Source organism: Streptomyces lasiicapitis (assembly GCF_014646335.1).
In the GTDB taxonomy this organism is placed as follows: Bacteria; Actinomycetota; Actinomycetes; order Streptomycetales; family Streptomycetaceae; genus Streptomyces; species Streptomyces lasiicapitis.
The window spans coordinates 199,982-226,340 of record NZ_BMNG01000017.1 but is presented as its reverse complement, the minus strand read 5'-3'; the positions used below and the strand labels follow the sequence as shown (position 1 = coordinate 226,340).

19 protein-coding genes and 2 pseudogenes are annotated in these 26,359 nt (G+C 72.3%); 6 read left to right on the top strand and 15 right to left on the bottom strand.

From position 1 onward, the window contains the following. The 14 genes and pseudogenes from IEY91_RS33725 to folC all read right to left on the bottom strand — a co-directional run. A pseudogene (locus IEY91_RS33725) lies at positions 1–966 on the bottom strand (Rne/Rng family ribonuclease); the annotation flags it as partial. Positions 967–1,230: 264 nt separating this feature from the next. After that, positions 1,231–2,031: a TIGR03936 family radical SAM-associated protein gene (locus tag IEY91_RS33720; RefSeq protein ID WP_189176882.1), complete on the bottom strand. Its 801-nt coding sequence runs from the start codon at positions 2,029–2,031 to the stop codon at positions 1,231–1,233. A 46-nt stretch (positions 2,032–2,077) separates the two neighbouring features. Then, the gene (locus tag IEY91_RS33715) at positions 2,078–3,280 is read right to left on the bottom strand and encodes a hypothetical protein (RefSeq protein WP_189176901.1); all 1,203 of its coding nucleotides are present in this window, start codon (positions 3,278–3,280) and stop codon (positions 2,078–2,080) included. A 107-nt stretch (positions 3,281–3,387) separates the two neighbouring features. Continuing rightward, positions 3,388–4,729, bottom strand: a pseudogene (locus IEY91_RS33710) (restriction endonuclease); the annotation flags it as partial. Positions 4,730–4,954: 225 nt separating this feature from the next. Next, entirely contained in the window at positions 4,955–6,880 is a 1,926-nt protein-coding gene (locus IEY91_RS33705) for a TIGR03960 family B12-binding radical SAM protein (RefSeq protein WP_164325089.1), read from the bottom strand. Positions 6,881–6,975: 95 nt separating this feature from the next. Continuing rightward, a complete protein-coding gene (locus IEY91_RS33700) occupies positions 6,976–8,535 on the bottom strand; it encodes a CYTH and CHAD domain-containing protein (RefSeq protein WP_189176881.1) in 1,560 nt (519 codons plus the stop codon). A gap of 48 nt (positions 8,536–8,583) precedes the next feature. Beyond that, entirely contained in the window at positions 8,584–9,780 is a 1,197-nt protein-coding gene (gene rodA, locus IEY91_RS33695) for a rod shape-determining protein RodA (protein ID WP_164325085.1), read from the bottom strand. A gap of 2 nt (positions 9,781–9,782) precedes the next feature. Further along, on the bottom strand, positions 9,783–11,957 hold the full coding sequence (mrdA, locus tag IEY91_RS33690; protein ID WP_164325082.1) for a penicillin-binding protein 2: 2,175 nt from the start codon (positions 11,955–11,957) through the stop codon (positions 9,783–9,785). Positions 11,958–12,021: 64 nt separating this feature from the next. Then, the gene (mreD, locus tag IEY91_RS33685; protein ID WP_164325080.1) at positions 12,022–12,696 is read right to left on the bottom strand and encodes a rod shape-determining protein MreD; all 675 of its coding nucleotides are present in this window, start codon (positions 12,694–12,696) and stop codon (positions 12,022–12,024) included. A 16-nt stretch (positions 12,697–12,712) separates the two neighbouring features. Further along, the gene (mreC, locus tag IEY91_RS33680) at positions 12,713–13,666 is read right to left on the bottom strand and encodes a rod shape-determining protein MreC (RefSeq protein ID WP_164325078.1); all 954 of its coding nucleotides are present in this window, start codon (positions 13,664–13,666) and stop codon (positions 12,713–12,715) included. 206 nt (positions 13,667–13,872) lie between these two features. Continuing rightward, positions 13,873–14,892: a rod shape-determining protein gene (locus IEY91_RS33675; protein ID WP_030362602.1), complete on the bottom strand. Its 1,020-nt coding sequence runs from the start codon at positions 14,890–14,892 to the stop codon at positions 13,873–13,875. Between the two features lie 347 nt (positions 14,893–15,239). Beyond that, complete coding sequence (ndk, locus tag IEY91_RS33670; RefSeq protein ID WP_164325076.1) at positions 15,240–15,653, bottom strand: nucleoside-diphosphate kinase; 414 nt, start codon at positions 15,651–15,653, stop codon at positions 15,240–15,242. A 98-nt stretch (positions 15,654–15,751) separates the two neighbouring features. After that, on the bottom strand, positions 15,752–16,138 hold the full coding sequence (locus IEY91_RS33665) for a DUF4233 domain-containing protein (RefSeq protein ID WP_189176880.1): 387 nt from the start codon (positions 16,136–16,138) through the stop codon (positions 15,752–15,754). 5 nt (positions 16,139–16,143) lie between these two features. After that, complete coding sequence (gene folC, locus IEY91_RS33660) at positions 16,144–17,688, bottom strand: bifunctional tetrahydrofolate synthase/dihydrofolate synthase (RefSeq protein ID WP_189176879.1); 1,545 nt, start codon at positions 17,686–17,688, stop codon at positions 16,144–16,146. Between the two features lie 214 nt (positions 17,689–17,902). Here folC and IEY91_RS33655 point away from each other — a divergent pair, with 214 nt between their 5' ends. Beyond that, positions 17,903–18,910: a rod shape-determining protein gene (locus IEY91_RS33655; RefSeq protein WP_189176878.1), complete on the top strand. Its 1,008-nt coding sequence runs from the start codon at positions 17,903–17,905 to the stop codon at positions 18,908–18,910. Between the two features lie 328 nt (positions 18,911–19,238). On the opposite strand, the gene IEY91_RS33650 is transcribed toward IEY91_RS33655, so the two are convergent. Next, the gene (locus IEY91_RS33650; RefSeq protein WP_229697398.1) at positions 19,239–20,417 is read right to left on the bottom strand and encodes a sensor histidine kinase; all 1,179 of its coding nucleotides are present in this window, start codon (positions 20,415–20,417) and stop codon (positions 19,239–19,241) included. A 203-nt stretch (positions 20,418–20,620) separates the two neighbouring features. Between IEY91_RS33650 and IEY91_RS33645 the strand changes: the two genes are divergently transcribed. The 5 genes from IEY91_RS33645 (at position 20,621) to IEY91_RS33625 (ending at position 26,253) form a co-directional block, all read left to right on the top strand. After that, a complete protein-coding gene (locus tag IEY91_RS33645) occupies positions 20,621–21,259 on the top strand; it encodes a hypothetical protein (protein ID WP_164325066.1) in 639 nt (212 codons plus the stop codon). Further along, the gene (locus IEY91_RS33640; RefSeq protein ID WP_189176877.1) at positions 21,256–22,485 is read left to right on the top strand and encodes a PAS domain-containing sensor histidine kinase; all 1,230 of its coding nucleotides are present in this window, start codon (positions 21,256–21,258) and stop codon (positions 22,483–22,485) included. The genes IEY91_RS33645 and IEY91_RS33640 overlap by 4 nt, the downstream gene beginning before the upstream one ends. Then, positions 22,482–23,162 carry a response regulator transcription factor gene (locus tag IEY91_RS33635; RefSeq protein WP_164325062.1) on the top strand — a complete coding sequence of 227 codons (681 nt, stop codon included), beginning with the start codon at positions 22,482–22,484 and terminating at the stop codon, positions 23,160–23,162. The genes IEY91_RS33640 and IEY91_RS33635 overlap by 4 nt, the downstream gene beginning before the upstream one ends. A gap of 400 nt (positions 23,163–23,562) precedes the next feature. After that, positions 23,563–24,699: a non-hydrolyzing UDP-N-acetylglucosamine 2-epimerase gene (wecB, locus tag IEY91_RS33630; RefSeq protein ID WP_189176899.1), complete on the top strand. Its 1,137-nt coding sequence runs from the start codon at positions 23,563–23,565 to the stop codon at positions 24,697–24,699. 204 nt (positions 24,700–24,903) lie between these two features. Next, complete coding sequence (locus IEY91_RS33625) at positions 24,904–26,253, top strand: XrtP-associated glycosyltransferase (RefSeq protein WP_164325060.1); 1,350 nt, start codon at positions 24,904–24,906, stop codon at positions 26,251–26,253. The last annotated feature ends 106 nt before the right edge of the window (positions 26,254–26,359 follow it).

Genomic DNA, 26,359 nt, shown 5'->3' with positions numbered 1-26,359 from the left:
CTCGGTGGCCTCAGCGGCGCCCGACTGCACAGTCTCCGGAGCCTGCGCCGTCTCCGCGGCCTTCGCCTCGGCGGTGGGCGCGGACGCGGTGCGGGTGGCGCGGCGGCGGGCGCGGCGCGGGCCGGCGTCGGCCTCGGCGGCCGGGGTCTCGGCGACGTCGACGGACGCGGTGGCCGCGACGGCCGCGACGGCCTCGGTGGCCTCAGCGGCGCCCGACTGCACAGTCTCCGGAGCCTGCGCCGTCTCCGCGGCCTTCGCCTCGGCGGTGGGCGCGGACGCGGTGCGGGTGGCGCGGCGGCGGGCGCGGCGCGGGGCGGCGTCGGCCTCCGGCTGAGCCGCCTGCGGCGCGCTCTCGGTGGCCTGCGCTGCGCTCTCGGGGGCCTGCGCGGCGGGCTCGGCCGGGCTCTCGGCGACGACGGCGGCCGACTGCTCCGTTCCGGCGGCGGTCTGGGGCGCACCGGCGGGCGCGGAGGCGCGACGGGTCGCACGACGACGCGTACGAGCGGGCGCGGCCTCGTCGGCGGCGGGCTCGGCAGCGGCGGCCACCGGCTCGGCGGCGGACTCGGCGGCCTGGCCGGACTCGGCCGGTGCGTCGGCGGACACAGCGCCCTGCGGCGCACCGGCGGGCGCGGAGGCCCGGCGCGTCGCACGACGGCGCGTGCGGGCGGGGGCGGTCTCCTCGACGGCGGCAGCGGGCGCCTCGGCCGTCACAGCGGCCTCTTCGAGCGCAGCGGCCTCAGCGGCCTCGGCGGCCTCGTCAAGCTCTTCGGGCTCCACGTCGGCGTCGACGGGAGCGGTGTCCACGGCGGTGGCGGGGGTGGCCGGTATGGCCGGCGCGGCGTCCGTGGTGGTGCCCGCGGGCGGTCCCGCGGGACGCGACGCGGCCCGGCGCCGGCGGCGCGGGGGCAGGGTGTCGCTGGGTGTGCTGTTGTTCGAACCCTCAGTGGGGTCGTTCGGCTCAAGCATGCGGGCGGTTCTCCCGTCACGCTCCCGGGCGCCGCGCCTTTACCGGACGTATCCGCGGCCCTCGCTTGCTGCGCGGGGCCGCCATCCGGGGGCGTGGGCGCCGCACGGGAGCTCTCTGTGTCTTGTCTCGCCGGTTCCGTACGCCGCTTGTGCGGACGGCCTGGCGAAAGTCTTCTGGTCAGTGCGCCGCCCGACCCAGGTGGCTCCCGAGTACGAGGGTGGCGCTGCGGTGTTCTCGGCGAACATCCCTGCGCGGGACTGTCCCTACTCCGGCGCCTTCGCGGCGGCAGAATCGGCGACCCCCGAGAGGGGGTGCCCAGCGGCCGGTGCGGCCGTGTCTGCCTCGCGGTCGGGCGCGAGCGGGTCGGTCACCGTGCCGGTCTCGTCATCGAAAAGCCCCTGCGCCAGCCTGGTCACCGCTGCGGGGACCGGCGGCGCCAGGTCGGCCACAGCTCGGAGACCGGACAGGACGTCGTCGGGTCGGACGGCAGGTGTCACGTGCCGTACAACCAGCCGCAGTATCGCACAGGGCTTGTCGGTCGGCCTATCGGCACGGGAAGCGAGCGCCTCCGGGCCGAGGGCCTCCAGGCTCACGACGGCCGCGCGGGCGTCGAAGGTCCGCATGCCGTTCTTCGCGCGGCGCTGGACCTCGACGGTCTCGGCGGCGCTGAAGGCGGCGGCGGCGCGCTCGGCGTCCGCGGGCTCGACGCCGTCCAGACGCAGCTCCCACACGGAGGCGGTGAGCCTGTCGGCGAGGCCCGAGGTGCGGGCCTCGACGGCGTCCGTGATGTCGAGCCCGTCGGGCAGCGACTCGTCGAGCAGCTCCCACAGCTTTCGCGGGTCGCGGTGCTCGGTGAGCGCGATCTCCAGATACTCGGCCTCGCTGCCCGTGCCGGTGGGTGCGGCATTGGCGTACGACACCTTCGGGTGCGGGGTGAACCCCGCCGAGTACGCCATCGGCACCTCGGCGCGGCGCAGCGCCCGCTCGAAGGCGCGCTGGAAGTCACGGTGGCTGGTGAACCGGAGGCGGCCGCGTTTGGTGTAGCGCAGTCGAATGCGCTGCACCGCCGGTGCGGGGGGCGGGCCCTCAGGCTGTCGCTTGCCCAGTGGTCTATTCCTTCGTGAGTACGGTCGTGCTGTTGCCCAGGGTACGTCCCTGGGCAGTGTCCGGTTCCCGCCGGGCCTGCGGGACCTCCGCGGCCGGCACCCGCTCCCGGGATTGCCCGAAGAGGGCCCGCCGCACGTCGGCGCGGGCCTGGCGGACGCTCTGGCGGGCGGCGGCGAGGGCCTGGCGGGTGGCCCGTCCGGCCGCGCGGACCGCGTCGGCGGCGGGGCGCCACACCAGGTCGCGGACGGCGTGCCCGACGGGGGTGAGGACGGCGCGGTAGACCCAGCGCGCGGGGGTCACGAAGATCCACCGAAGGAGCTGCCCGAAGAACCGCCACACGGCCCGCGACACATGCCCGGCGACACGCCACGCGTGCCCGAGCGCGTCCCCGATCTCGCGCGCCACCACGGCGATGCCCCGCCCGATCGGCGCGAGCACCCACCGCCACAGCGCCACGACGGGCACCACGAAGATCCACCGCAGCAGCGTGCCGACGACGAACCCGATCCCGCGCAGCACCCACATGGTCCCCGCGCCGATGCCGCGCGCCACCCAGGCGATCGCGTGCCCGACGGGCGTCAGCACACTGACGTAGATCCACACCGCGGGCACCACGAGCAGCACCCGCAGCAGCCACCCCACACCGCGCCCAAGCCACCCGACCCCGGTCCCCACGCCCCGCAGGAGCCACATGATCCCGGCACCGACACCCCGCGCGGCCCAGGCGATCGCATGCCCGACCGGCGTCAGCACACTCACGTACACCCACACCGCGGGCACCACGAGCAGCACCCGGAGGAGCCAGCCGATCCCGAGCGCGACCGGCACGACCACATAGCGCCACAGCCCCACCCAGGGCCAGACGAACAGGCACTTGCCGAGGAACACCGCGGCGATCCCGAGCGCCCGGCCCACCGGAGCGAGGACGTACCGCCACAGCGCGCTCAGCGGCACCACCACGAGGGTCCGCCCCAGCCAGGCGAGCGCCCGGCCGAGGGGCCGCAGCGCGGTGTCCCGTACGAACCGGCCGCCCACGACCAGCGCGTCCCACACGAGCCGCACCGGCACCACGAACACCAGCGCGAGAATGCGGACCGGCAGCCGGATGGCGACGACGAGACAGCCTTCGGGCTGCGCGGGAGGTCGCTCGGTTCGTGCGGGGGGCTGTTCCGGCGGGGGCGCCGCAGGCCGTTTCTCCAGGTCCATGTCGTCCTGGACGCGCTGGGCGTCCGTACGGCTCCTGCCTTGTCGATCCGATTCGTCGTACGCGTACCGCGTCACTCGACGGGTCAGCCTACGGCGCGTGCGTGTGCCTACTCGACCGCGATGCCGTAGTCCGGAAGCAGTTGCTCCAGGCCGCCCGTGCAGCCCCTGCCGCCGAGGACGAAGTCCCAGTCGCCGCTCGCACGGCGGCGGAAGGAGCCGAGTACCAGGGCCGTTTCGCCGGAGCGGCCGTCGGAGACTTCGAGGGTGCCCAGTTCCGCCATCGACGGGTCGAGCAGGCGGATGCGGGCGTCCGTGAAGCCGGACGGGTCGGCGTCCGGGTTGGCGACGGGGTCGACGGCGGCCACGAGGGCGAGGCGGTCCGCGGCCGGGGGCAGGTCGTCGAAGGCGACGCGGAGCGCGGCCTTGTCGGGCGGGGTGGCGTCCTGTGCCCGGACGGAACCGTCCGGTGTGCGTTCGTTGTTGAAGAAGACGAAGTAGTCGTCGCCGAGGACGCGGGTGCCGGAGCAGACGAGGGCGCAGACGTCGAGGGCGACGCGGCCGGTCCAGGACATGCCGAGGACGTTGTACTGCTCGGGCTCGGGCCGGGGGTCCGGGGCGGCGGGCGCGGGTGCCGCGGTGTCCCCGGGGCGGCCGCGGAGGCCGTGCCGGTGCAGCAGGTCGACGAGTTCACCGCCCGCGAGGAGTTCAAGGGGTTTGCCGTTGGCGAAGGTGTGCGAGCCGGGGCCGAACCCCGAAGTGGTGACCAGGACGCCCTTGTTGGCGCCGCGGTGCTGGACCGTGCCGTACAGATCGCGGACCGCCGTCGGGGGCACGGTGTTCCGGTAGCGCTTCACCTGCACGACGATCTTGCCGCCGCGGATCGGGGTGGGGTCCAGGGCGTCGACGTCCACGCCGCCGTCGTTGGAGCTCCGCGTCGTCACCGCCTGCATGCCCATGGCGCGGAAGAGGTCGGCGACGAGGGCCTCGAACACGAGCGGGTCCATGGCGTACAGATCCGGTTCCTCGCCGTCGCCGCCGTGGGTGACGACGTGGTTGCCCACGTCGTGCGGCCTGCGTGCCGGGCGCACCGCCGTGAGCTGGTCCGGCCGCGCGGCGAGTTGCCCTCTGAGCCCGCCGGCGAGGCAGCTCACCGAAGATCTGGGCCTGCCGTCCCGTGGCCAGGTCGTGCTCGTCCACGAACCCGTTCAGAGCCACGGAGTCGAGCACGCCGTGCTCGTCGGCCGCGAAGAGGTCGTGCAGCACGAGGAGCACGCTCTGGGCGAGCACGTCGCGGTACAGCGCCCGGCGCTGGGTCACCGGGCGCGGCACTTCCTTGTCCTCGTCGGCGTTGATCAGATACCGCACCGACTTCGTCGCGGGTACGACGCCGTAGTTGGGCAGCTCCCAGTCCAGGACCAACTGCCGCGCCGCCGGGTCGTACGCCTCGGCCTGGGCCTGGGCGCGGCCGCGCCGAACGCAGGGCGCGGGGAACTGCGCGACCAGCCACGAAAAAGCCGCAGACGCGTCTGCTCGGAACTGAGCAGACGCGTCTGCGGCTGTTCGCGCGCTGAGCGCGCCCACGCGGCGGAGCCGCAAATCGACACAGCCCCGCGCCCCTCAGGGGCGCATACCTCACGCACCCACGCCGGCTCGCGAAGGCCCGCCGGCCAACCCCTACTTGTTGACCACCGAAAGCGGCAGCAGCTTCTTGCCCGTCGGGCCGACCTGGATCTCGGTCTGCATGGCGGGGCACACGCCGCAGTCGAAGCACGGCGTCCAGCGGCAGTCGTCGACCTCGGTCTCGTCGAGGGCGTCCTGCCAGTCCTCCCAGAGCCAGTCCTTGTCGAGGCCGGAGTCCAGGTGGTCCCAGGGCAGGACCTCCTCGTACGTGCGCTCGCGCGTCGTGTACCAGTCGACGTCCAGGCCGAACTCGGGGAGCGTCTTCTCGGCGCACTGCATCCAGCGGTCGTAGCTGAAGTGCTCGCGCCAGCCGTCGAAGCGGCCGCCGTCCTCGTACACCGCGCGGATGACGGAGCCGATGCGGCGGTCGCCGCGCGAGAGCAGGCCCTCGACGATGCCGGGCTTGCCGTCGTGGTAGCGGAAGCCGATGGAGCGGCCGTACTTCTTGTCGCCGCGGATCTTGTCGCGGAGCTTGGTGAGGCGGGCGTCCGTCTCCTCGGCGGAGAGCTGCGGGGCCCACTGGAAGGGAGTGTGGGGCTTGGGGACGAAGCCGCCGATGGAGACCGTGCAGCGGATGTCGTTGCCCGCGACCTCACGACCCTTGGCGATGACGTTGGCCGCCATCTCGGCGATCTGGAGGACGTCTTCGTCGGTCTCGGTGGGCAGGCCGACCATGAAGTACAGCTTCACCTGGCGCCAGCCGTTGCCGTACGCGGTGGCGACGGTGCGGATGAGGTCTTCCTCGGACACCATCTTGTTGATGACCTTGCGCATGCGCTCGCTGCCGCCCTCGGGGGCGAAGGTCAGGCCGGAGCGGCGGCCGTTGCGGGTCAGCTCGTTGGCGAGGTCGACGTTGAAGGCGTCCACGCGGGTCGACGGGAGGGACAGGCCGATCTTGTCCTCCGTGTACCGGTCGGCGAGGCCCTTGGCGATCTCACCGATCTCGGTGTGGTCGGCGGAGGACAGGGAGAGCAGGCCGACCTCTTCGAAGCCGGTCGCCTTCAGGCCCTTCTCGACCATCTCGCCGATACCCGTGATCGAACGCTCGCGGACCGGGCGGGTGATCATCCCCGCCTGGCAGAACCGGCAGCCGCGCGTGCAGCCGCGGAAGATCTCCACGGACATCCGCTCGTGCACGGTCTCGGCGAGCGGGACCAGCGGCTGCTTGGGGTAGGGCCACTCGTCGAGGTCCATGACGGTGTGCTTGGACACACGCCACGGGACACCGCTCTTGTTCGGTACGACACGGGCGATGCGGCCGTCCGGCAGGTACTCCACGTCGTAGAAACCGGGGACGTAGACGTTGCCCGTCCTCGCGAGGCGGAACAGCATCTCCTCGCGGCCGCCGGGGCGGCCCTCCGCCTTCCAGGCGCGGATGATCTCGGTGATCTCCAGGACGGCCTGCTCGCCGTCACCGACGACCGCCGCGTCGATGAAGTCGGCGATCGGCTCGGGGTTGAACGCGGCGTGGCCGCCGGCCAGGACGACCGGGTCGTCGATGCCGCGGTCCTTGGACTCCAGCGGGATGCCCGCGAGGTCCAGGGCGGTCAGCATGTTCGTGTAGCCGAGCTCCGTGGAGAAGCTCAGGCCGAACACGTCGAACGCCTTCACCGGGCGGTGGCTGTCGACCGTGAACTGCGGGACCTTGTGCTCCCGCATCAGCTCTTCGAGGTCGGGCCAGACGCTGTACGTGCGCTCGGCGAGGACGCCCTCGCGCTCGTTCAGGACCTCGTAGAGGATCATGACGCCCTGGTTGGGCAGGCCGACCTCGTACGCGTCCGGGTACATGAGCGCCCAGCGGACGTCGCACTCGTCCCAGGGCTTGACGGTGGAGTTGAGCTCACCGCCCACGTACTGGATCGGCTTCTGCACATGCGGGAGCAGGGCTTCGAGCTGCGGGAAAACCGACTCGACAGACATCGCTGGACCTTCGTGAGCTGACAGGGGTGACCCTCAAGCCTAACGTGGCGCGGGCCACTGTCCGTACCCCGATCGGCCGACCCCCGCGCGGGCCCTCAGCCGCCGAGGGCCGCACGCACCTTCGGCCGCGAAGCCCGCTCCCACACCCCCGGCAGCTCCCGCTCGCGGGCCGCCGCGGCCGCCTCCTCGCGGCCGTACAGCAGGCCCCAGACGAACGCGGACTCGCCCGCCGCGTGCGCCTGGATCGCCAGGTGCCGCAGAGCCTCGCGGGCGACCACGCTGTCCTGGTGCTCGCCGAGGACCTTCTGTACGGCCTTCATCCGCTTGGCGAAGCGGTCGGCGGGGTTACCCAGGGCGGGGCCCGCCGCCTCGCCCGCGTACCGGGCGCGCTTGGCGGCCTTGCGGGCCTCGTGCATCGCCACGTCCCGCTCCTCGCCGGCGGTCAGGGCCAGGGCGTGGTCGACGCGGGTGGCCAGGCGGCCGTAGTCCTTGAGCATCGCCTTGGGCAGGGCCTCGGCGGCGGGGGTCTCGGCGGCCTTGCGGAGCGGGGGGTCGGCCAGGAGGGCGTCGAGGCGGTCGAGCAGGGCGAGGTAGCGGCCGCTGTCGAGTACGGCGACGGTCTTGCGGCGCGAGCCCGCGCGGCCCGCGACCTTCCAGATCTTCAGGCGGCCGCGGACGGGGCCCAGGAGGAGGGTCCTGGGGACCGCCGCGATGGCCTCCGTGAGGCGTTCCGTGAGGACCTCGCGGTCGCGGTCCACGCCCAGCTCGGCCGCCAGCCACTTCAGTTCCTCGCCCACCGGGTCCGTGACCGCGCGGTCCAGGAACTTCGCGTACGACTTGAAGGCGCTGCGGGTCCTGCGGGTGGCCACGCGCATCTGGTGCACGGAGTCGGGGAGGTCCTGGCGGACGGCGGGGTCCAGGTCCACGAGGGCGTCGCGCTGCTCGCGGAGGTAGGCGAGGACCTGGGCGCCCGCAGAGTCCTCCACGGGGGCGGGAGCGGCGGCAGGGACAGGGGCGGGACCGCCCGCCGGGTCCACCGTCTCGCGCAGCGCCCTGGCCAGCTTCGACGACGAAGTGGACCTGTGCACCCCCGCCTTGCGCAGCTTCTTCTCGACCTTGTCCAGGAGGGCCGGGTCTCCGCCGTCGGCGAGCTCCACCTCGATTTCCGTCCACGCCGTGGCGTCGGTGCCGCCCGCGAGGCGGTCGGCCCGGACGCCGTCGATGCTCACCTCGGCCAGGAGGGCGCCGGAGGCGTCGACCAGGTGGCGCAGTTCGCGGGAGGAGCGGAGGCGGACGATCGGGGTGAGTTCGGCGGTGCGTACGCGGGAGCGGACGAGGCCGATGAGGGCGCGCGGCACGTCGTCGGACAGGGGCGCGTGCACCTCGTCGCGGGCGCCCTCCATCTCGGGGACCGGCAGTTTCAGGTGCCAGCCCGCGTCGGCGCCGCCGGTGCGGCGCCGCAGCGTGATGGAGGCCGCGGCGAGTCGCTGGTCGGCGGTGTCGTAGTACACCGCGTCCAGCTCGGCGACGCCCTTGTCGATGACGTCGGCCACCCCGGCGACTCCCCGTAGGTCGGGGAGCCCGCCGTCGGCCCCGGCGTCGTACTTCCGCTCGATCTCGCGCTTCGTCGCAGTCTCGCGCCTCGTGTCCGCCATGAACCGAATCTAGACGCGATCGGCCGACTTGGGCAGCCCTCGTCGGCGCTAGGCCGACAAGGGGCGCTCCACCTTGATGGACTGGAGCAGGCCCACGGCCACCCAGACCGCGAACATCGATGACCCTCCGTACGACACGAAGGGCAGTGGCAGACCGGCCACCGGCATGATGCCGAGGGTCATGCCGATGTTCTCGAAGGCCTGGAAGGCGAACCAGGCGATGATCCCGGCGGCGACGACCGTGCCGTACAGCTCGGTCGTCTCGCGGGCGATGCGGCAGGCCCGCCAGAGCACGACGGCGAGCAGCAGCAGGATCGCGCCCGCGCCGACGAAACCGAGCTCCTCGCCCGCGACGGTGAACACGAAGTCCGTCTGCTGTTCGGGGACGAACTGGCCGGTGGTCTGGGAGCCCTTGGTCAGCCCTGTGCCGGTGAGGCCGCCCGAACCGATCGCGATGCGCGCCTGGTTGGTGTTGTAGCCGACGCCCGCGGGGTCGAGGGCGGGGTTGGCGAAGGCGGCGAAGCGGGCGATCTGGTAGTCGTCGAGGACGCCGAGCTGCCATATGGCGACGCCGCCGAGCGCGCCGGCGCCGAGCAACCCGAAGACCCAGCGGTTGGAGGCGCCGGAGGCGAGCAGCACGCCGAGCACGATCATCACCATGACCATGACCGAGCCGAGGTCGGGCATGAGCAGGACGATCATGATCGGAATGGTCGCGAGGCCGAGCGCCTGCATCACCGTGCGGTGGTCCGGGTGCTCGCGGTCGCCCGCGTCCACACGCGCGGCGAGCAGCATCGCCATGCCCAGGATGATGGTGATCTTGACGAATTCGGAGGGCTGGAGCGAGAACCCGGCGATCACCAGCCACGCGTGGGCGCCGTTGATGGTGGCGCCGAGCGGGGTGAGGACGAGCAGGACGAGGAAGACCGAGAGGCCGTAGAGGATCGGCACGGCCGTGCGCAGGGTGCGGTGGCCGAGCCAGATCGTGGCGGTCATCAGGGCGAGCCCGATGCCGATGTTCATGACGTGCTTGATCACGAAGGCGTACGGGTCGTCGCCGACGAGCTCGGTGCGGTTGCGGGTCGCGGAGTAGACGAGCGCGGAGCCGATCGCGGACAGCGCGAGGGCGCAGAGCAGTATCACCCAGTCGAGCCTGCGCAGTATCGAGTCGCGGGCGAACAGACGGGACATCGTGGAGCGCTCGGGGCCGTAGCCCGAGACGGTGAAACCTCCGGTGCCGGCCATGGCTAGTCACGCCTCCCGTTCGCCGGGGGTCCGGCCAGTTCCGTCTGCTCGGTCGGCGGCTTCGGCTTCGCCGGCTTGTACGGCTTGACCTTGGGCGCGTCGATGGAGCCGTCGGGCTGGATCTTGGGCAGGGACTTCTGCGGCTCGGGCAGCAGGGCCTTCTTCAGGTCCTGGTTGCCCTCCTCGTCCAGGCCGTAGAGCGCGTCGTAGATCTTGCGGACGGCGGGCCCGGACGCGCCGGAGCCCGTACCGCCCTGGGAGATCGTCATCACGACCGAGTAGTCCTTGGTGTACGTCGCGAACCACGACGTCGTCTGCTTGCCGTAGACCTCGGCCGTACCCGTCTTCGCGTGCATCGGGATCTTGTCCTGCGGCCAGCCGCCGAAGCGCCAGGCGGCGGTGCCCTTGGTCGCGACGTCCGCGAGGGCACCGTCTATGTCCTTGCGCAGGGCCGCGTCCATGGGCAGCTTGCCGTGGGACTTGGGGGCGATCTCCTCGACGCGCTTGCCGTCGGCGCTGACGATGGCCTTGCCGACGGTGGGGTTGTACATGGTGCCGCCGTTGGCGATGGCGGAGTAGATCGTGGCCATCTGTATCGGCGTGACGAGGGTGTCGCCCTGGCCGATGGAGTAGTTGACGGAGTCACCGGCGCGCATCTTCATGCCTTCGAGGCAGTTCTCGTACGCGATCTGCTCGGCGTACTCGCCGCCCTTCTTGCCCTGCTTGCACCAGGCGTCCTTGTTGGCCTTCCAGTAGTCCTTCTTCCACTGGCGGTCGGGGACGCGGCCCGTGACCTCGTTGGGCAGGTCGATGCCGGTCTCCTTGCCGAGGCCGAACTCGTGGGCGGTCTTGTAGAACCAGTCCTTGGCGTCCTTCTTCGGCTTGTTGCCGCCGTCCTTGGCCCACTGGTCGTGCGAGAGCTTGTAGAAGACCGTGTCGCAGGAGACCTCGAGGGCCTGGCCGAGGGTGATGCTGCCGTGGCCCTGGGACTCGAAGTTCTTGAAGACCTGTCCGCCGATGGAGTACGAGCTGGGGCACGGGTAGCGGCCGTTGAACTCGTAGCCCGCGTGGACGGCGGCGGTGGTCGGGATGACCTTGAAGATCGAGCCGGGGGCGGCCTGGCCCTGGATGGCCCGGTTCAGGAGCGGGTAGTTGGACTTCTTGCCGGTGAGCCTGGCGTAGTCCTTGCCGGAGATGCCGCCGACCCAGGCGTTGGGGTCGTAGGCGGGGTTGGAGGCCATGGAGACGATGCGGCCGGTCTTGTTCTCCATGACGACGACGGCGCCCGCGTCGGCCTTGTAGTTCTCGCCGGTGTTGTCGTCGAACTCGTCGCGGGCCTTCTTCATCGCGTCGTTCAGCCAGTACTCGGACACGGCTTGGACGCGCGCGTCGATGCTGGTGACGACGTTGGAGCCGGGCTGGGCCCGGTCGGAGTCGGCCTTCCCTATCACCCGGCCGAGGTTGTCGACCTCGTAGCGCGTGACGCCCGCCTTGCCGCGCAGCTGCTTGTCGTACGTCCGCTCAAGGCCGGAGCGGCCGACCTGGTCGGAGCGCAGGTACGGCGACTCGCTGTCCTTGGCCTTGTTGATCTCGTCGTCGGTGACGGGCGAGAGGTAGCCGAGGACCTGGGCGGTGTTGGACTTGCCGGGGGCGCCGTAGCGGCGCACGGCGGTGGGTTCGGCGGTGATGCCGGGGAAGTCCTCGGAGCGCTCACGGATCTGCAGGGCCTGCTTGGGCGTGGCCTCGTCGGTGATCGGGATGGGCTGGTAGGGCGAGCCGTTCCAGCAGGGCTGGGGGGTCTTGGAGTCGCAGAGCCTGACCTTGTCGCCGACTTCCTTGGGGGTCATGTTCAGGACCCCGGCGAGCTTGTCGAGTACGCCCTTGCCGTCGTCCCTCATCTTCATCAGGTCCGTGCGGGACGCGGAGACGACGAGTCGGGTCTGGTTGTCGGCGATGGGCACGCCGCGGGCGTCGAGGATCGAGCCGCGCACGGCGGGCTGGACGACCTGCTGGACGTGGTTCCCGGAGGCCTCCTCGGCGTACTCGGCGCCGTTGCGGACCTGGAGGTACCACAGGCGTCCGCCGAGCGTGAGGAGCAGCGAGACGACGAGGATCTGGATGATGACGAGGCGGATCTGGACGCGTGGGGTGCGGCCCGTCTCCGGAATATTGGTCACTGCTGCACCCCTCCCCTTTCGCTTCCGTACGTCGAGTTCTGGGCGCCCACAGGCGCTTGGGCGCTCACAGGCGCTTGACCCCCTTGATGCGTCCGGCGCGGGCGACGCGGGCCTTGGCGGCCTTCATCCGCAGGCCGCCGCCGCGCTGGTTGCCGATGCTCAGGCCGGTGCCGGAGGAGAGGAAGCCGGAGGAGACGTCGGCCGCCTTGGTGTTGGCGGAGGTCTCTCCCAGCGGATCGTTCTCGGCGCGCCGGGCGAGCGCGATGATCAGCGGGATGGTGAACGGCGCGAGCAGCAGGTCGTACAGCGCGGCCGTGAAGAGCAGTCCGCCGAGGCCGACGTGGCGGGCCGCGTCGTCGCCGACGAGGGCGCCCACGCCGGCGTAGAGCAGCGTCGAGCCGAGGGCGGCGCCGACCACGACGACGAGCGGGCCGCTGGCCGAGCGGAGCCGGCCGGTCTCGGGCTTGGCGAGGCCGGCGAGATAGCCGATGACGCACAGGACCAGGGCGTAGCGCCCGGCGGCGTGGTCGGCGGGCGGGGCGAGGTCGGTGAGCAGGCCCGCGCCGAAGCCGATGAGGGCGCCGCCGGTGTGGCCGTACACGAGGGCGAGTCCGAGGACGGTCAGGAGCACCAGGTCGGGCACGGCGCCGGGCAACTGGAGCCGGGCCAGGACGCTGACCTGGACGACGAGGGCGACGACGACGAGGGTGCTGGAGAGCAGGATCCGGTTGAAGCGCATGGCTGGTTCAGTGCTCCTACTGCTCGTTGCCGTTGTCTGCGCCGTCGGCCGGGGGCTCCCCGGACGGCGTGGCCGTGACCGTCACCGTGGGGGCCGGCTTGGGTTTGGCGGGCTTGGGCGGCAGCACCGTGTCGCGGGGGTCCTCGCGGGGGGCCTCGACGACCACGCCGACGACGTCGAGCTTGGTGAAGCCGACGTAGGGGCGGACGTAGACGTTGCGGGTGAGGTCGCCGCCGGACGGGTCGACGCGGACGACCTCGCCGACCGGGACGCCCGGCACGAACGGCCTGTCGGCCTGGGAGCCGAAGGTCACCAGGCGGTCGCCCTTCTTGACCTTCGACTTGCCGTTGAGCAACTGGACGCGCAGCGGGCGGTCTCCCTGGCCGGAGGCGAAGCCCAGTTCGTCGGTCTTCTCCATGCGGGTGCCGACGGTGAAGTCGGGGTCGTTGGCGAGCAGCACCGTGGCGGTGGACGGGCCGACGGTGGTGACGCGGCCGACCAGGCCGTCGCCGTTGAGCACCGTCATGTCGCGCTTCAGGCCGTCGTTGGCGCCGGCGTCGATGGTGACCGTCCAGGAGAAGCCCTGGGCGGCTCCTATGCCGATGACTTCCGCGCCCTTGATGCCGTACTGGCCCGCGCCCGCCGTCTTCAGCATCGTGTCGAGCTGTTTGACGCGGCTGCGGTTGCGGTCGTCGCTGCCGAGTTTCGCCTTCAACGCGGCGTTCTGCCGCTCCAGTTCGGCGATGCGGTCGTGGCGGTCACCGGAGTCGCGGACCGCGCCGATCGCGTTGCCGATCGGGTCGACGGCGGACGACATGCCGTCCTCGACCGGGCCGAAGACCGTGGCGGCGGCCTGGCGGGCACCGTCGACCGGCGAATCCTCGCCGCCGCGGATGTCCACCGTGATCAGAGCGAACGCGATGGCGATCAGCAGCACCAGGAGCAGCCGGCTCTCTCGTGTGTCCCTCACGTGCGGCGGCCGTGCCTTCCTCAAGTCGGAATATGCGGAATGTGCTGAGTGGGAAATCTATGAAACCGCGGGCGTGCGAGCGCGCCGCGGCATTGTTTGTTCTCTCAGTGTTCTCGGTGTGCTCAGGTATCTCAGTGTTGCCTCTATATCAACGATCCGCCGCACGAGGTGACAGGCACTCGTACGGCGGACGTCGACGCGTCACGTCATCTGCGCGGCTGGGCGTCGAGCACCTGCTGGAGTGCCTCGAATTCCTCGACGCACTTGCCGGAGCCGAGCGCCACGCTGTCCAGCGGGTCCTCGGCGATGTGGATGGGCATGCCCGTCTCGCGGCGCAGCCGCTCGTCGAGGCCGCGCAGGAGGGCACCGCCGCCGGTGAGAACGATGCCGCGGTCCATGACGTCACCGGAGAGCTCCGGCGGGCACTTGTCGAGGGTCGTCTTGACCGCGTCGACGATGGCGTTGACGGGCTCCTCGATGGCCTTGCGGACCTCGGCGGCGGAGATCACGACGGTCTTCGGCAGGCCGGAGACCAGGTCGCGGCCGCGGATCTCGGTGTGCTCGTCGGCGTCCATGTCGTACGCGGAACCGATGGTGATCTTGATCTGCTCGGCCGTGCGCTCGCCGAGGAGGAGGGAGTACTCCTTCTTGATGTGCTGGATGATCGCGTTGTCCAGCTCGTCGCCGGCCACCCGGATGGACTGTGCCGTGACGATTCCGCCGAGGCTGATGACGGCGACCTCGGTGGTGCCGCCGCCGATGTCCACGACCATGTTGCCGGTGGCCTCGTGGACCGGGAGGCCGGAGCCGATGGCCGCGGCCATGGGCTCCTCGATGATGTGCACCTGGCGGGCGCCAGCCTGCGAGGAGGCCTCGATGACCGCGCGGCGCTCGACGCCCGTGATGCCCGAGGGCACACAGACCACGACGCGCGGGCGGGCCAGATAGCGGCGCTTGTGGATCTTCAGGATGAAGTAGCGCAGCATCCGCTCGGTGATCTCGAAGTCGGCGATGACGCCGTCCTTCAGCGGGCGCACGGCGACGATGTTGCCGGGTGTGCGCCCGATCATCTTCTTCGCTTCGGCGCCGACCGCGAGGATGCCGCCGGTGTTGGTGTTGATCGCGACGACGGACGGTTCGTTGAGTACGATCCCCCGACCCCTGACGTACACCAGCGTGTTGGCGGTCCCGAGGTCGACAGCCATGTCACGGCCGATGAACGACATGTTGTTCCCCATGAGGATGCGTCTGGCCTTCCCTAGTGGAGCGTGTGATGGCTTGTTAGGTAGGCGAGGTGGGTGCTGTGTGGCGTGGAGGCTTCCATCGTAGTCTCGCCCGCACGGACACGGCGCGAGGGTCTGCGCCATTGTCAGCAGATGATGAGCCGCCCCGCTTCTGGAGACGTGCCATCGGGGGGACGGGTTCCCCCAATCGGGCCGCATATGCCAAAGGACGGCCGGATTTATCCGGCCGTCCCAGGTCGGCGGGGCCCCTATTTCCGGCCGTGTTGCTGACCGTGCGTCAATGGAGCCATCAAGGAATCCTGACGGATCGCCGCTGAATTCCTGACGCGTCAGACGAGGCCGGGGAAGAAGATCTTCAGCTCGCGCTCGGCGGACTCGGCGGAGTCAGAGGCGTGGATCAGGTTCTCGCGGACGATCACACCGAAGTCGCCCCGGATGGAGCCGGGGGCGGCGGCGATCGGGTCGGTCGGCCCGGCGAGGGCGCGTACGCCCTCGATGACGCGCTCACCCTCGACGACCAGGGCGACGACGGGCCCGGAGGACATGAAGGCCACCAGCGGCTCGTAGAACGGCTTGCCCTGGTGCTCGCCGTAGTGCTGCTCCAGGGTCGCCTGGTCGAGCGAGCGCAGCTCGAGCGCGGAGAGGGTCCAGCCCGCCTTGCGCTCGATACGGCCGATGATCTCGCCGATCAGGCCTCGGCGGACGGCGTCGGGCTTGAGGAGGACGAGAGTGCGCTCGCTCATGGTGTGCGGCTCCAAGAGGTGTTTTTACGTTTCCGTGGGAATGCCCGCACGATACCGGGGCGGCTACGCAGTGTGTCGCCCCGGTAGGTGGTAAGCGGCTATCCCCCGGACGGCGCGGCGCCGCCGGCCTCGGCCGGTTCCCCCGCGCCCGACTCGGCCATGGCCGCGAAGCGCGCCTTCGCCTCGTCGATCTTGCGGCCGAAGTGCACGGACGCCCACCACAGGGCGGCGAACATCGCGCCCATGAAGAACATCATCGGGACCACGACACCGCTGGCGATCAGCGCGATCTGCAGCGCCCAGCCGAGCTGGACGCCGCCGGGCCGGGTGACCATCCCGCACAGCAGGACGCACAGCGCCATGGCGACGCCGCAGACCGTCCAGACCGTGCTCGTCTGAAGGTCCGGGTCCTTCATGGCGACCAGACCGGCGAACCCGATGACGAAGAACTCGCCGATCAGCGTCGACGAACAGAGCGTGCGCACAGCTGTCAGCCCCTCCCCAGGAGCAGTCGGGCCTCGCCGACGGTGATGACGGAGCCGGTGACGAGGACGCCGCCGCCGGCGAACTCCCCCTCCTCCTCGGCCAGGGTGATCGCGGCCTCCAGGGCGTCGTCCATGCGCGGCTCGACCTGCACGCGGTCGTCGCCGAAGACCTCGACGGCGAGACCCGCGAGCTCGTCGGCGTCGGCGGCACGGTGGCTGGAGTTCTGCGTGATGACGACCTCGGCGAAGATCGGCTCGAAGGCCTCCAGGATGCCGCGGGCGTTCTTGTCGTCGCTGACGCCGATCACGCCGATGAGGCGGCTGAAGTCGAAGACCTCGCCGATGGCCGCGGCCGCGGCACGGGCGCCCGCGGGGTTGTGCGCGGCGTCCAGGACGACGGTGGGCGAGCGGCGTACGACTTCGAGGCGGCCGGGCGAGGCGACCGAGGCGAAGGCCTTGCGGACCGTGTCGATGTCCAGCGGGCGGGCGTGCTGGGCGCCGATGCCGAAGAACGCCTCGACGGCGGCGAGGGCCACCGCGGCGTTGTGCGCCTGGTGCTCGCCGTGCAGCGGCAGGAACACCTCCTCGTACTCCCCGCCCAGGCCGCGCAGGGTCAGGAGCTGGCCGCCGACGGCGACCTGGCGGGCGGCGACGCCGAACTCCAGGCCCTCGCGCGCGACCGTCGCGTCCACCTCGACGGCCTTCTTCAGGAGCACCTGGGCGGCGTCGACGGGCTGCTGGGCCAGGATGACCGTGGCGTCCGGCTTGATGACGCCGGACTTCTCCGCGGCGATCTCGGCGGTCGTACTGCCGAGGCGGTCGGTGTGGTCCAGGTCTATGGGGGTGACGACGGCGACGGAGCCGTCGATCACGTTCGTGGCGTCCCAGGTGCCGCCCATGCCGACCTCGACGACGGCGACGTCGACGGGGGCGTCCGCGAACGCCGCGTAAGCCATGCCGGTGAGGACCTCGAAGAAGGAGAGCCGGTGCTCCTCCTTGGCGTCGATCATCTCCACGTACGGCTTGATGTCCTCGTACGCCTCGATGAAGCGCTCGGGGGACATGGGGGCGCCGTCCAGGCTGATGCGCTCGGTGATCGACTGGACGTGCGGCGACGTGTACCGCCCCGTGCGCAGTTCGAAGGCGCCGAGGAGGGCCTCGACCATGCGGGCCGTGGACGTCTTGCCGTTCGTCCCCGTGATGTGGATCGACGGATACGCCCGCTGGGGCTCACCGAGGACGTCCATCAGGGCGGCGATGCGGGCGAGCGACGGGTCCAGCTTCGTCTCGCCCCAGCGGCCCGCGAGCTCCGCCTCGACGGCCCGCAGCGCCTCGTCCACCTCCGGGTCGGCCGGGCGGGCCGGGACGTCGGCATCGGGTCGGCTGCCCTGCGCGCGCAGGGTGCGGCTGCCGGCCTCGATCACGGCGAGATCGGGGTCACGGTCGGTCTCGGCCCCGACGATCTCGTCGAATTCGTCGAATCCGGCGGTGTCGTCGGCGGGGCCGTGCTCGTCGTCGTGCGGGCTGTCGTTCGGAGGGAGGTGGCTCACATACGCCAGTCTACGGAGGTCTCTGGCGGGGGCGCCTTGGGCCGTGGGGGTGGCGTTTGTATGGGGCTTCGCCCCTTTCCTCCCTCTTTGACCCTTCGGGCCTCGTCCTCAAGCGCCGGACGGGCTGATGCCGAGCCGGTCGGGACTTTTGGCCTGTCCGTTTCGGGACCTTGGTCCCTCCGTTGTCCGGAACTGTTGGGCAAACTTGGCGATCATGGACATAGGCATCGACCTCGGCACCGCCAACACTCTTCTCTACGTCCGCGGGCAGGGGATCGTGCTCAACGAGCCGTCCGTGGTCGCCGTCAAGGAGGGCGCGCGGCACGCGCTCGCCGTCGGGACGGAGGCCAAGGAGACCATCGGCCGCACCCCCGGCTCCATCACCGCGATCCGCCCCCTGAAGGACGGCGTGATCAGCGACTTCGAGGCCGCCGAGGAGATGATCCGGCACTTCGTCCGCAAGGCCGTGCCCGGCCGCAGGCCCCGTACGCGCATGGTGATCTGCGTGCCCAGCGGCGTCACGCAGGTCGAGCGGCGGGCGATCGTGCACGCCTCGCAGCGGGCCGGGGCGCGGGCCGTCCATCTGGTCGAGGAGCCGATGGCGGCGGCGATCGGGGCGGGCCTTCCGGTGGCAGAGCCGCGCGGGTCGATGATCGTGGACATCGGCGGCGGCACGTCCGAGGTCGCCGTCATCTCCCTCGGCGGGATCGTCACGTCCCAGTCCCTGCGGGTCGGCGGGGACCGGCTCGACGCCGCGATCACCGACTACGTACGCCGCGAGCACGCGCTCCTCATCGGTGAGCGCACCGCCGAGGACGTGAAGGTCGGCATCGGGTCGGCGTGGCCCGTGCCCGGCGCGGACGACTTCGAGGAGCGGACGTTCACGGTGCGGGGCCGCGAGAAGGTCGGCGGGCTGCCGAAGACGGTGGAGCTGACCGTGCGGGAGGTCCGCGGCGCGCTCGACGAGCCCGTCGAGGCCATCATCGCCGCCGTGCGCACCACCCTCGAGGAGTGCCCGCCCGAGCTGTCCGGCGACGTCATGGAGCACGGCATCGTCCTCACCGGCGGCGGCGCCCTCCTCCCCGGCCTGGACCTGCGCCTCGCCTCCGCCACCGGCATCCCCGTCTTCGTCGCCGACAACCCGCTGGACAGCGTGGCGCTGGGCTGCGGCAAGTGCGTGGAGGACTTCGACGGGTTGGAGCGGGTGATGTCCGCGGCGTAGCCCTCGGGCCGGGCGGGGGGACGGGGCCGCTTGCCGTGGGCGGGGTTTGCCGCAGCTCGCCGCTGCGCGGCTCGTCCCCCGTCTGGGGCTTCGCCCCTCTCCCCCTTTTCGGCGCTTCGCGCCTCGCCCTCAAACGCCGGGCAGGCTTTACCTAGCCCGGCGGGGCCGTATCTTGCCGGTGCGGCTGGGTTGTTTTAGCCCGTCCGGCGATTGAGGACGAGGCGCGGAGCGCCGATCAGCGGGGTCCAGGGGCGGCAGCCCCTGCCCGCGGCGGAGCCGCTGATCGATACAGCGGGAAGGGGGCGGGACTGGGGCGCCCCCGCGAGGGTCACGTCAGGTCGCCGGTGGGGAGGTCGGCCTCGACCACGTAGGCGTCGGCATGCGGGCCTGCGGAGAAGGTGCCGCCCACCGCGCGGACGCGTTCGGCCATTCCGGTGGTGCCGGTGCCGGCGGACACGGGCGCGGCCGTCGGCAGCCCTGCAGGCAAGGCATTGCGTACGCGCACCCGAAGCCGCCCGTCGGCCACGCGGACGGACACCGCCACGGCCGCCCCCGGTGCGTGTTTGGCCGCGTTGGTGAGGCACTCCTGCACGACGCGGTGCACCGCGGCCTGCCGCAACGGCGACAGCCGGTACGCGGCGCCGTCGACGACCAGCTCCACAGGACTCCCCGCCCGCCCACTCGCCCCGGCCAGCTCGGCCAGCGCCTCAAGGCCGGGCGTGGGCGCCCCGTCCACCCCCCGCTGCACGATGATCTCGTTGAGCATCCGGTGCGCCGAACGCGCCGTCTCCGACAGCTCGTCGAACCCGTCCGCACACGGCGCGTCCCCGGCCCGCCGGGCAAGCACCTGCGAGCGCACGCTCAGCAGCGTCAGCTCGCGCCCCACGAAATCGTGCACGTCCCGCGCGATCCGCGACCGCTCCCGCTGCACGGCCTGCAGGGCCTGCGTCTCGGCCCGCTGCGCCTCGAGCGCCCGCACCAGGTCCTGCCGGTTGGCCGCGACCCCCACCCCCGCCGCGAGCGCGCCGATCGGCACGACCAGGCTGAGGAACTCGCTGAGCGTGTCCCCGCGGTGCACCGGCCAGCCCGGCAGAGTGAACATCACGTACGCGAACGCCACGTACAGAACAACCCCCGCGATCCCGGCGAGCCGCCCCCGGTACCGCCCCAGCGAGTACAGCGCGAACTGCGCCAGCGTCAGCTCGTGCAGCCAGCCGAGCAGCACCAGCGCGATCAGGAACGGCACCCAGGGCACGGCCCGCCGCACCAGCAGCGTCGCCGCGCCCGCCGCGAGCACGAGGGTGGCCACGACGCCGTTGAGCGAGTTGTCCTCGGCGGCGAGGCCCGGCACGTCGAGGGCCATCAGGGCCAGGCAGGCCAGGGCGGTGAGCAGATCCAGGGCCCGTGGTTCGCGTGCGCAACGCCGGGCGAGGCGACGGGTCGCGGCCGCCGCCTTGCGTAGCGCCTCGGCGGCGGGCAGGTCGTACATGGTCCTTCCATCATCCATGGGACTTTGGCACGGACACATCGGACTTTTGGCCCTGATGTCGAAGCCGCCGGGTTGATGACCCCACCGCACGCCCGAGAGGGGCCTGGACCGGACAGGCGCCGGGCCACACCCCCGCAAGATCCGCAAGCACGCCCCGCGAAACGGGTGTACGCACGGCGCGGCTGCCCCGCCCGCGCGCGAACCGGGGTTCCAATCGGACCATGTGGTATGCCCAGAATCCGGGTCGACGGACCCGTCAGCTCGCCGGTGACGCCGCGGTCCTGCTGTGGACCGCGGCCTGGACCGCCGCCGCGGTCGTCGCGTACCGCCTCGCCGTACTGCTCACCCGGCCGGGACCCGACTCGGGGGTGGCCTCCTCCGGCTCGCCCGCCGCGCGGCTGCCCGTCGTGGGCGACGACGTCGGCGCCGCGCTGCGCTCCGTCGTGGGCGTCGTGGACGACATCGACCCGGTGACGATGCGCGCCGGGCTCGTGGTGAGCGCGGTCGCCCTCCTCCTCGTCCCGGTCGGCCTGCTCCTGGTGGCCTGGCTGCCGCGCCGCCTGCGCTGGGTCCGGCAGGCCGCCGCGGCGCGGGAGCTCGCGGAGTCCGACGACGGCCGCGAACTCCTCGCCCTGCGCTCCCTGCTCCGCCCCCTCGACGAGGTCGCCGCCACCGCCGCCGCCCTCGCCCACACCCCCGGCCTGCCCGACGCCACCCCCGGCAGCCTCGCCGAGGGCTGGCGCGGCGCCGACCCGCGCGTGCTCGAAGCACTCGCGGACGCCGAGCTGGAGCGCCTCGGCCTCGCGCCCGCGACCGCCCACGGCCGGGCGGGCCTGCCGGTGGCCGAGCCCGCCACGTGAGCGGTGAGCCGCGGGGCCTGCACGCCCCGTTCACGGACGCGGTGCTCCGGGCGATCCCGCTCGGGGCACTGCTCGTCGGGGACGACGACCGGGTCGTCGCGGCCAATCCGCAGTTCGCGACGGTCTGCGGGATCGAGGGCGTCGACCTGTCGACGGGCGCCTCCGCCGAACCCATCGCCGAGGCGGTACGCCGTCTGCTTCCGGACGCGGACGCCGGGGCCGTTCGCGCGCTGCGCAGCCAGTTCGTACGCAAGGCGGAGATCGGACTCCGCGACGGCCGTACGCTGCTCCGCAGCCGCCAGCCGATCGACACCGGCGACGCCCGTCTCGGCGTCCTGTGGCTGGTCGAGGACATCACCGAGCAGCGCCGGTACGAGAACGACCTGCACCGGCACATCGGCACGCTCGGCGAACTCGCCCGCGACCGCGCCGAGTTCGCCGCCCGCACCTCGCACGAGCTGCGTACACCGCTGTCCACCGTGCTCACCTTCTGCGAACTGCTCGCCGACCCGGCCGCAGGAACGCTCAGCGCCGCGCAGCGCGAGTACGTCGACACCATCCGGCGCGGCGCCCAGCGCATGCAGGACATGGCGGACGGCCTCCTGCACCGGTACGCGGAGGCCGCGACCACCCCGCCCGCGTACGCCCCGCTCGACCCGGGCCCGCTGCTGACCCGCCTCGTCTCCGACACCACCCCGCAGGCCACCCGCGGCGGCGTCTTCCTGAGCCTCGACCTGCCCGCCGAACGGCCCCCGCTCGTCGCCGACGCCGACCGCCTGGAGCGGGCGCTCGCCGCGCTGCTCGACAACGCCGTGAAGTTCACGCCCGCGGGCGGCGCCGTCGCCGTGACGGCCCACCCGCGCGACGGCGGCGCCCTCGACGTCGAACTCCCCTACCCCGGCTGGCAGTTCACCGTCCGCGACGACGGCATCGGCATCCCCAAGGAGTTCCAGGAAGAGGTCTTCACCGAGTTCGTCCGCGCCCCGAACGCCCGCCGCGGCCCCTACCCCGGCACCGGGCTTGGCCTGAGCGTCGTACGGGACGCGGTGCGCGTGCACGCGGGGACGGTGACGGTGCACAGCGCGGAGGGCCACGGCACGGCGATGGAGGTCTGGCTGCCGTCGGGCGGCCCACCCGGAAGCGGCACCCCGCCTGGCAGCAACGCCCCGCCTGACAGCGGCACCCCGTCGACCGACGGCGGGCCCGGAACCGGCCGCCCGGAATGACCTGCCTCCTCCTCGTCGAGGACGACCCCGACCTCGGGCTCGCGCTGCGCGTGCTGTTCACCCGTGCCGGGTACGAGGTCGTGGCCGCCGACGACGGCCAGGCGGCGCTGCGGCTCCTCTTCGCCCGCCGCCCCGCCCTGATGGTCCTGGACCTGGTCCTGCCCGGCCTCGACGGCTGGGACGTGCTCGACCGCACCCGCGACCTCACCGACCTGCCCGTCCTGATCCTCTCCGGCCGCACCAGTCCCGCCGAACGCGTCCGTGGCCTGCGCTCGGGCGCCGACGACTACCTCTGCAAGCCCTTCGACCACCTGGAGCTCCTCGCCCGCGTCGAGGCCCTCCTCCGCCGCAGCAACCCCGAGCAGTGGCGCGGCGACTACGTCGAGGCCGGCCTCAGACTCGTCCCCGAACGCCGCTCCGCCGTCTGGCAGGGCCACGAGACCCGCCTGAGCGCCATCGAGTACCGCCTCCTGGAAGTCCTCGTACGCAACCGGGGCCGCGTCGTCACCACCGAACAACTCCTCGACCTCGTCTGGGACGACCCCGACGCCACGGGCCGCGAACGCGTGAAGTTCGCGGTGCTGCGCCTACGCAGAAAACTGGCTGTCGGGGACAGCGAGGACCCTTTGGAGTCGGTACGGGGCCTGGGCTATCGCTACCGCGGGGAGGAATCTTGAGCTCACGGCCAGGCATGTTGAGCCCTTCCGGCGATCGCCCTCACGGCGACGGGCGGATCTTTTAGCCCGTCCGGCGATTGAGGACGAGGCCGTTCAGGCCGATGGCGGGGGTCCGGGGGCGGCAGCCCCTGCCCGCGGCGGAGCCGCTCATGGATGCAGCGGGAAGGGGCGGGCTTGGGGAGCCCCCGGCAGGGCCCAAGGTCCCATCCGGCCGGGACCAACGGGCCGGGGCCTTGGCCCCGAACAAGCCTCGGGCGACGGCTCGCAACCGGAGAGCAACCGAAGGCCCCCCACCCCGGCAACCCCCACACCGCACGCTCCTGCTGTCCACCCCGCACAGCGCAGCACCGCACCTGCCAGGAGAGCCTTCGTGACGCCCGCCCCGGTGACCCAGATAGCCATGACCACCCTGCCCCGCCACTCCGTGGCGGTGGTCCTCGGCACCCGCCCCGAGCTGGTCAAGCTCGCCCCCGTGATCCGCCTCCTGGGCCCCGCCGCGCACCTGGTCCACACCGGCCAGCACTACGACGCCGACCTCTCCGGCCGCTTCCTCACGGAGCTGGGCCTCCCCGAGCCGACCCTCCTGGAGGGCGTCGGCGGCAAGCCCCGCGCCGTACAGATCTCCAGCGCCCTCACCCAGCTGGACGCCCTTTTCGCGGCGGAACCCCCGCTGGCCGTGGTCGTGCAGGGCGACACCAACGCCTCCCTCGCGGGCGCGCTCGCCGCGAACGCCCGCGGCATCCCCCTCGTACACGTGGAGGCGGGCCTGCGCAGCCACGACCGCGCGATGCCCGAGGAGCACAACCGCGTCGTCATCGACCAGCTCGCGGACGTGCTGTGCGCGGCCACCGAGGACAACCGGGACCTGCTGCGCGCCGAGGGCGTCCCGGCCGGACGCGTCGCCGTGACGGGCAACACCGTCGTCGAGGCCGTGCACGAGCACCTGCCCGCCGCCGAGGAGCGCTCCGCGCTGCTTGCGGCACACGGCGTCACCGCCGACCGGTATCTCCTCGCCACCGTGCACCGGCCCGAGAACACCGACGACCCCGCCGCGCTGCGCGCGATCCTCACCGAGCTGGCCGCTCTCGCCGCCGAGATGCCCGTTCTCTTCGCCGTCCATCCCCGGACCAAGGCCCGTCTGGAGGCCGCGGGGCTCGGCCATCTGATGGCCGCGCTCACTCCGCTGCCGCCGCTGGGGTACGGGGAGTTCCTCGCGCTCGCCCGGCATGCTGCCGTGATCGTCTCGGACTCCGGGGGTGTTCAGGAGGAGACCACCGTGCTCGGGCGGCCGCTGGTCGTCGTCCGGCGCTCCACCGAGCGGCCGGAGGCCATGGACTCCGGGTTCGCCGAACTGGTCGCCCCCGGGCGGGCGATCGGTCGGGCTGTGCGGCGTCGGCTCGCCGAAGGTGGTTCCGGCCTCGGCCGGCTCGCCGACACCCCCTCGCCGTTCGGCGACGGCCTCGCCTCCCAGCGGATCGTGGCCCTCCTGGGCGCGGTGGCCTCCGGCCGGCCCGCGCGTCTCTCCGTCGCCGCCTGACCCTATGGGGGCTGCGCCCCCTCTCCCCCCGCCTTTCGGCCCTTCGGGCCTCGTCCTCAAACGCCGGACGGGCTCAAATGCCCCGCTCGCCGGACCGGGGCGGGAACCCCCACCCACCGGACGGTCCCGGAACCCCCCACCCGACCCTCCGCCGCGCCACCACCCCCCCCAGCACCCAGAAGCCCCCCAACCCCCGAGGACCCCGTGCTCACCCCCCACTACCTCCTCTACGCCCTGCCCTTCTTCCTGCTCGCCTGCTTCCTCGTCTACTGGGCCGGTGCCCGGCACGCGTACACGCGCCGCGAGGCCGTCCCCGACGGTGACCCAGCCGCCTTCGACTGGCACTTCTTCGTGCCGTGCCGTGACGAGGAGACCGTCATCGGCGCGACCGTCACGCAGTTGCGTACGGACTTTCCTGCCGCCCACGTGTGGGTGGTCGACGACGACAGTGACGACAGCACCGCGGCCGTCGTCACCGCGCTCGCCGACGGCGACAGCCACGTGCACCTGGTCTCGCGCCGTCGCCCCGACGCCCGTATCGGCAAGGGCGCGGCCCTCAACTCGGCGTACGCGGCGCTGAACGACTTCCTGCCGGAGGCCGCCGACCGCTCGCGCGCCGTCGTGTGCGTCGTCGACGCCGACGGGCGGCTCGCCCCGGACGCGCTCGCGCGGGTCAGCGGCGACGCCGGTTTCGGTGACCCGGAGACCGGCGGGGTGCAGGTCAGCGTGAGGATGCGCAACGTCACCGAGGCGCGTCCACTGCCGGAGCACGGGCGGGTCGCCAACGCCTTCGCGCGGCTGCTCGTGCGCATGCAGGACATGGAGTTCGCGGTGTCCAACGCGGGCATGCAGCTCCTTCGCGGCCGCACCGGCTCCGTCGGCCTCGGCGGCAACGGCCAGTTCACCCGGCTCACCGCGCTCGACCGCATCGCGGCCGCCGAGCGCCGCCCGTGGCAGCGCGACGCGCTCCTGGAGGACTACGAGCTGGGCCTGCACATGATCCTCGGCGGCTACCGCGTCGCCCACATCGCGGACACCTACGTCTCGCAGGAGGGCCTGCCGCGCGCCCGCCGCTTCCTCACCCAGCGCACCCGCTGGGCCCAGGGCAACCTCCAGTGCGTGCGCTACGCGCCCCGCATCGTCGGCTCCCGGCACTACTCGGGCCGCGGCGTCCTGGAGACCCTGTACACCTTCATGCAGCCCCTCGCACACGTCGCGACGCTCATCCTGAGCGTGCTGCTGCTCGGCGCGGTCGTGGCGGGCGGTTCGATGCGGGACGCGTTCCTCGGCAACTGGCCGCTGATCCTGGTCCTCTGCGCCCTGTCGGTGCTGCCGTTCGTGGCCTGGGGCCCGCTCTACCGCCGGGACTTCGCCCCCGACCGCTCCCGGCTGACGGGCCTGCTGTGGGGTCTCGCGCTGTGGCTGTACGCGTACCACGTGTTCGTCGTGTCGGCGCGCGGGTTCCTGCGCCTGCTGCGGGGCCGCAACGGCTGGGCGAAGACGCGGCGCAACGCGGAGTCCGTGGGGACGGGGCCGGTGGCGACGGAGGCCTGAGCGGTATAGCGGTACAGGGGTACGCATACGGGGGCGCCCGGAACCTCTCGGTTCCGGGCGCCTTGCCCTGTGTCTGTGCCGCTGCTGTCCCGCTACTCGTCCGATC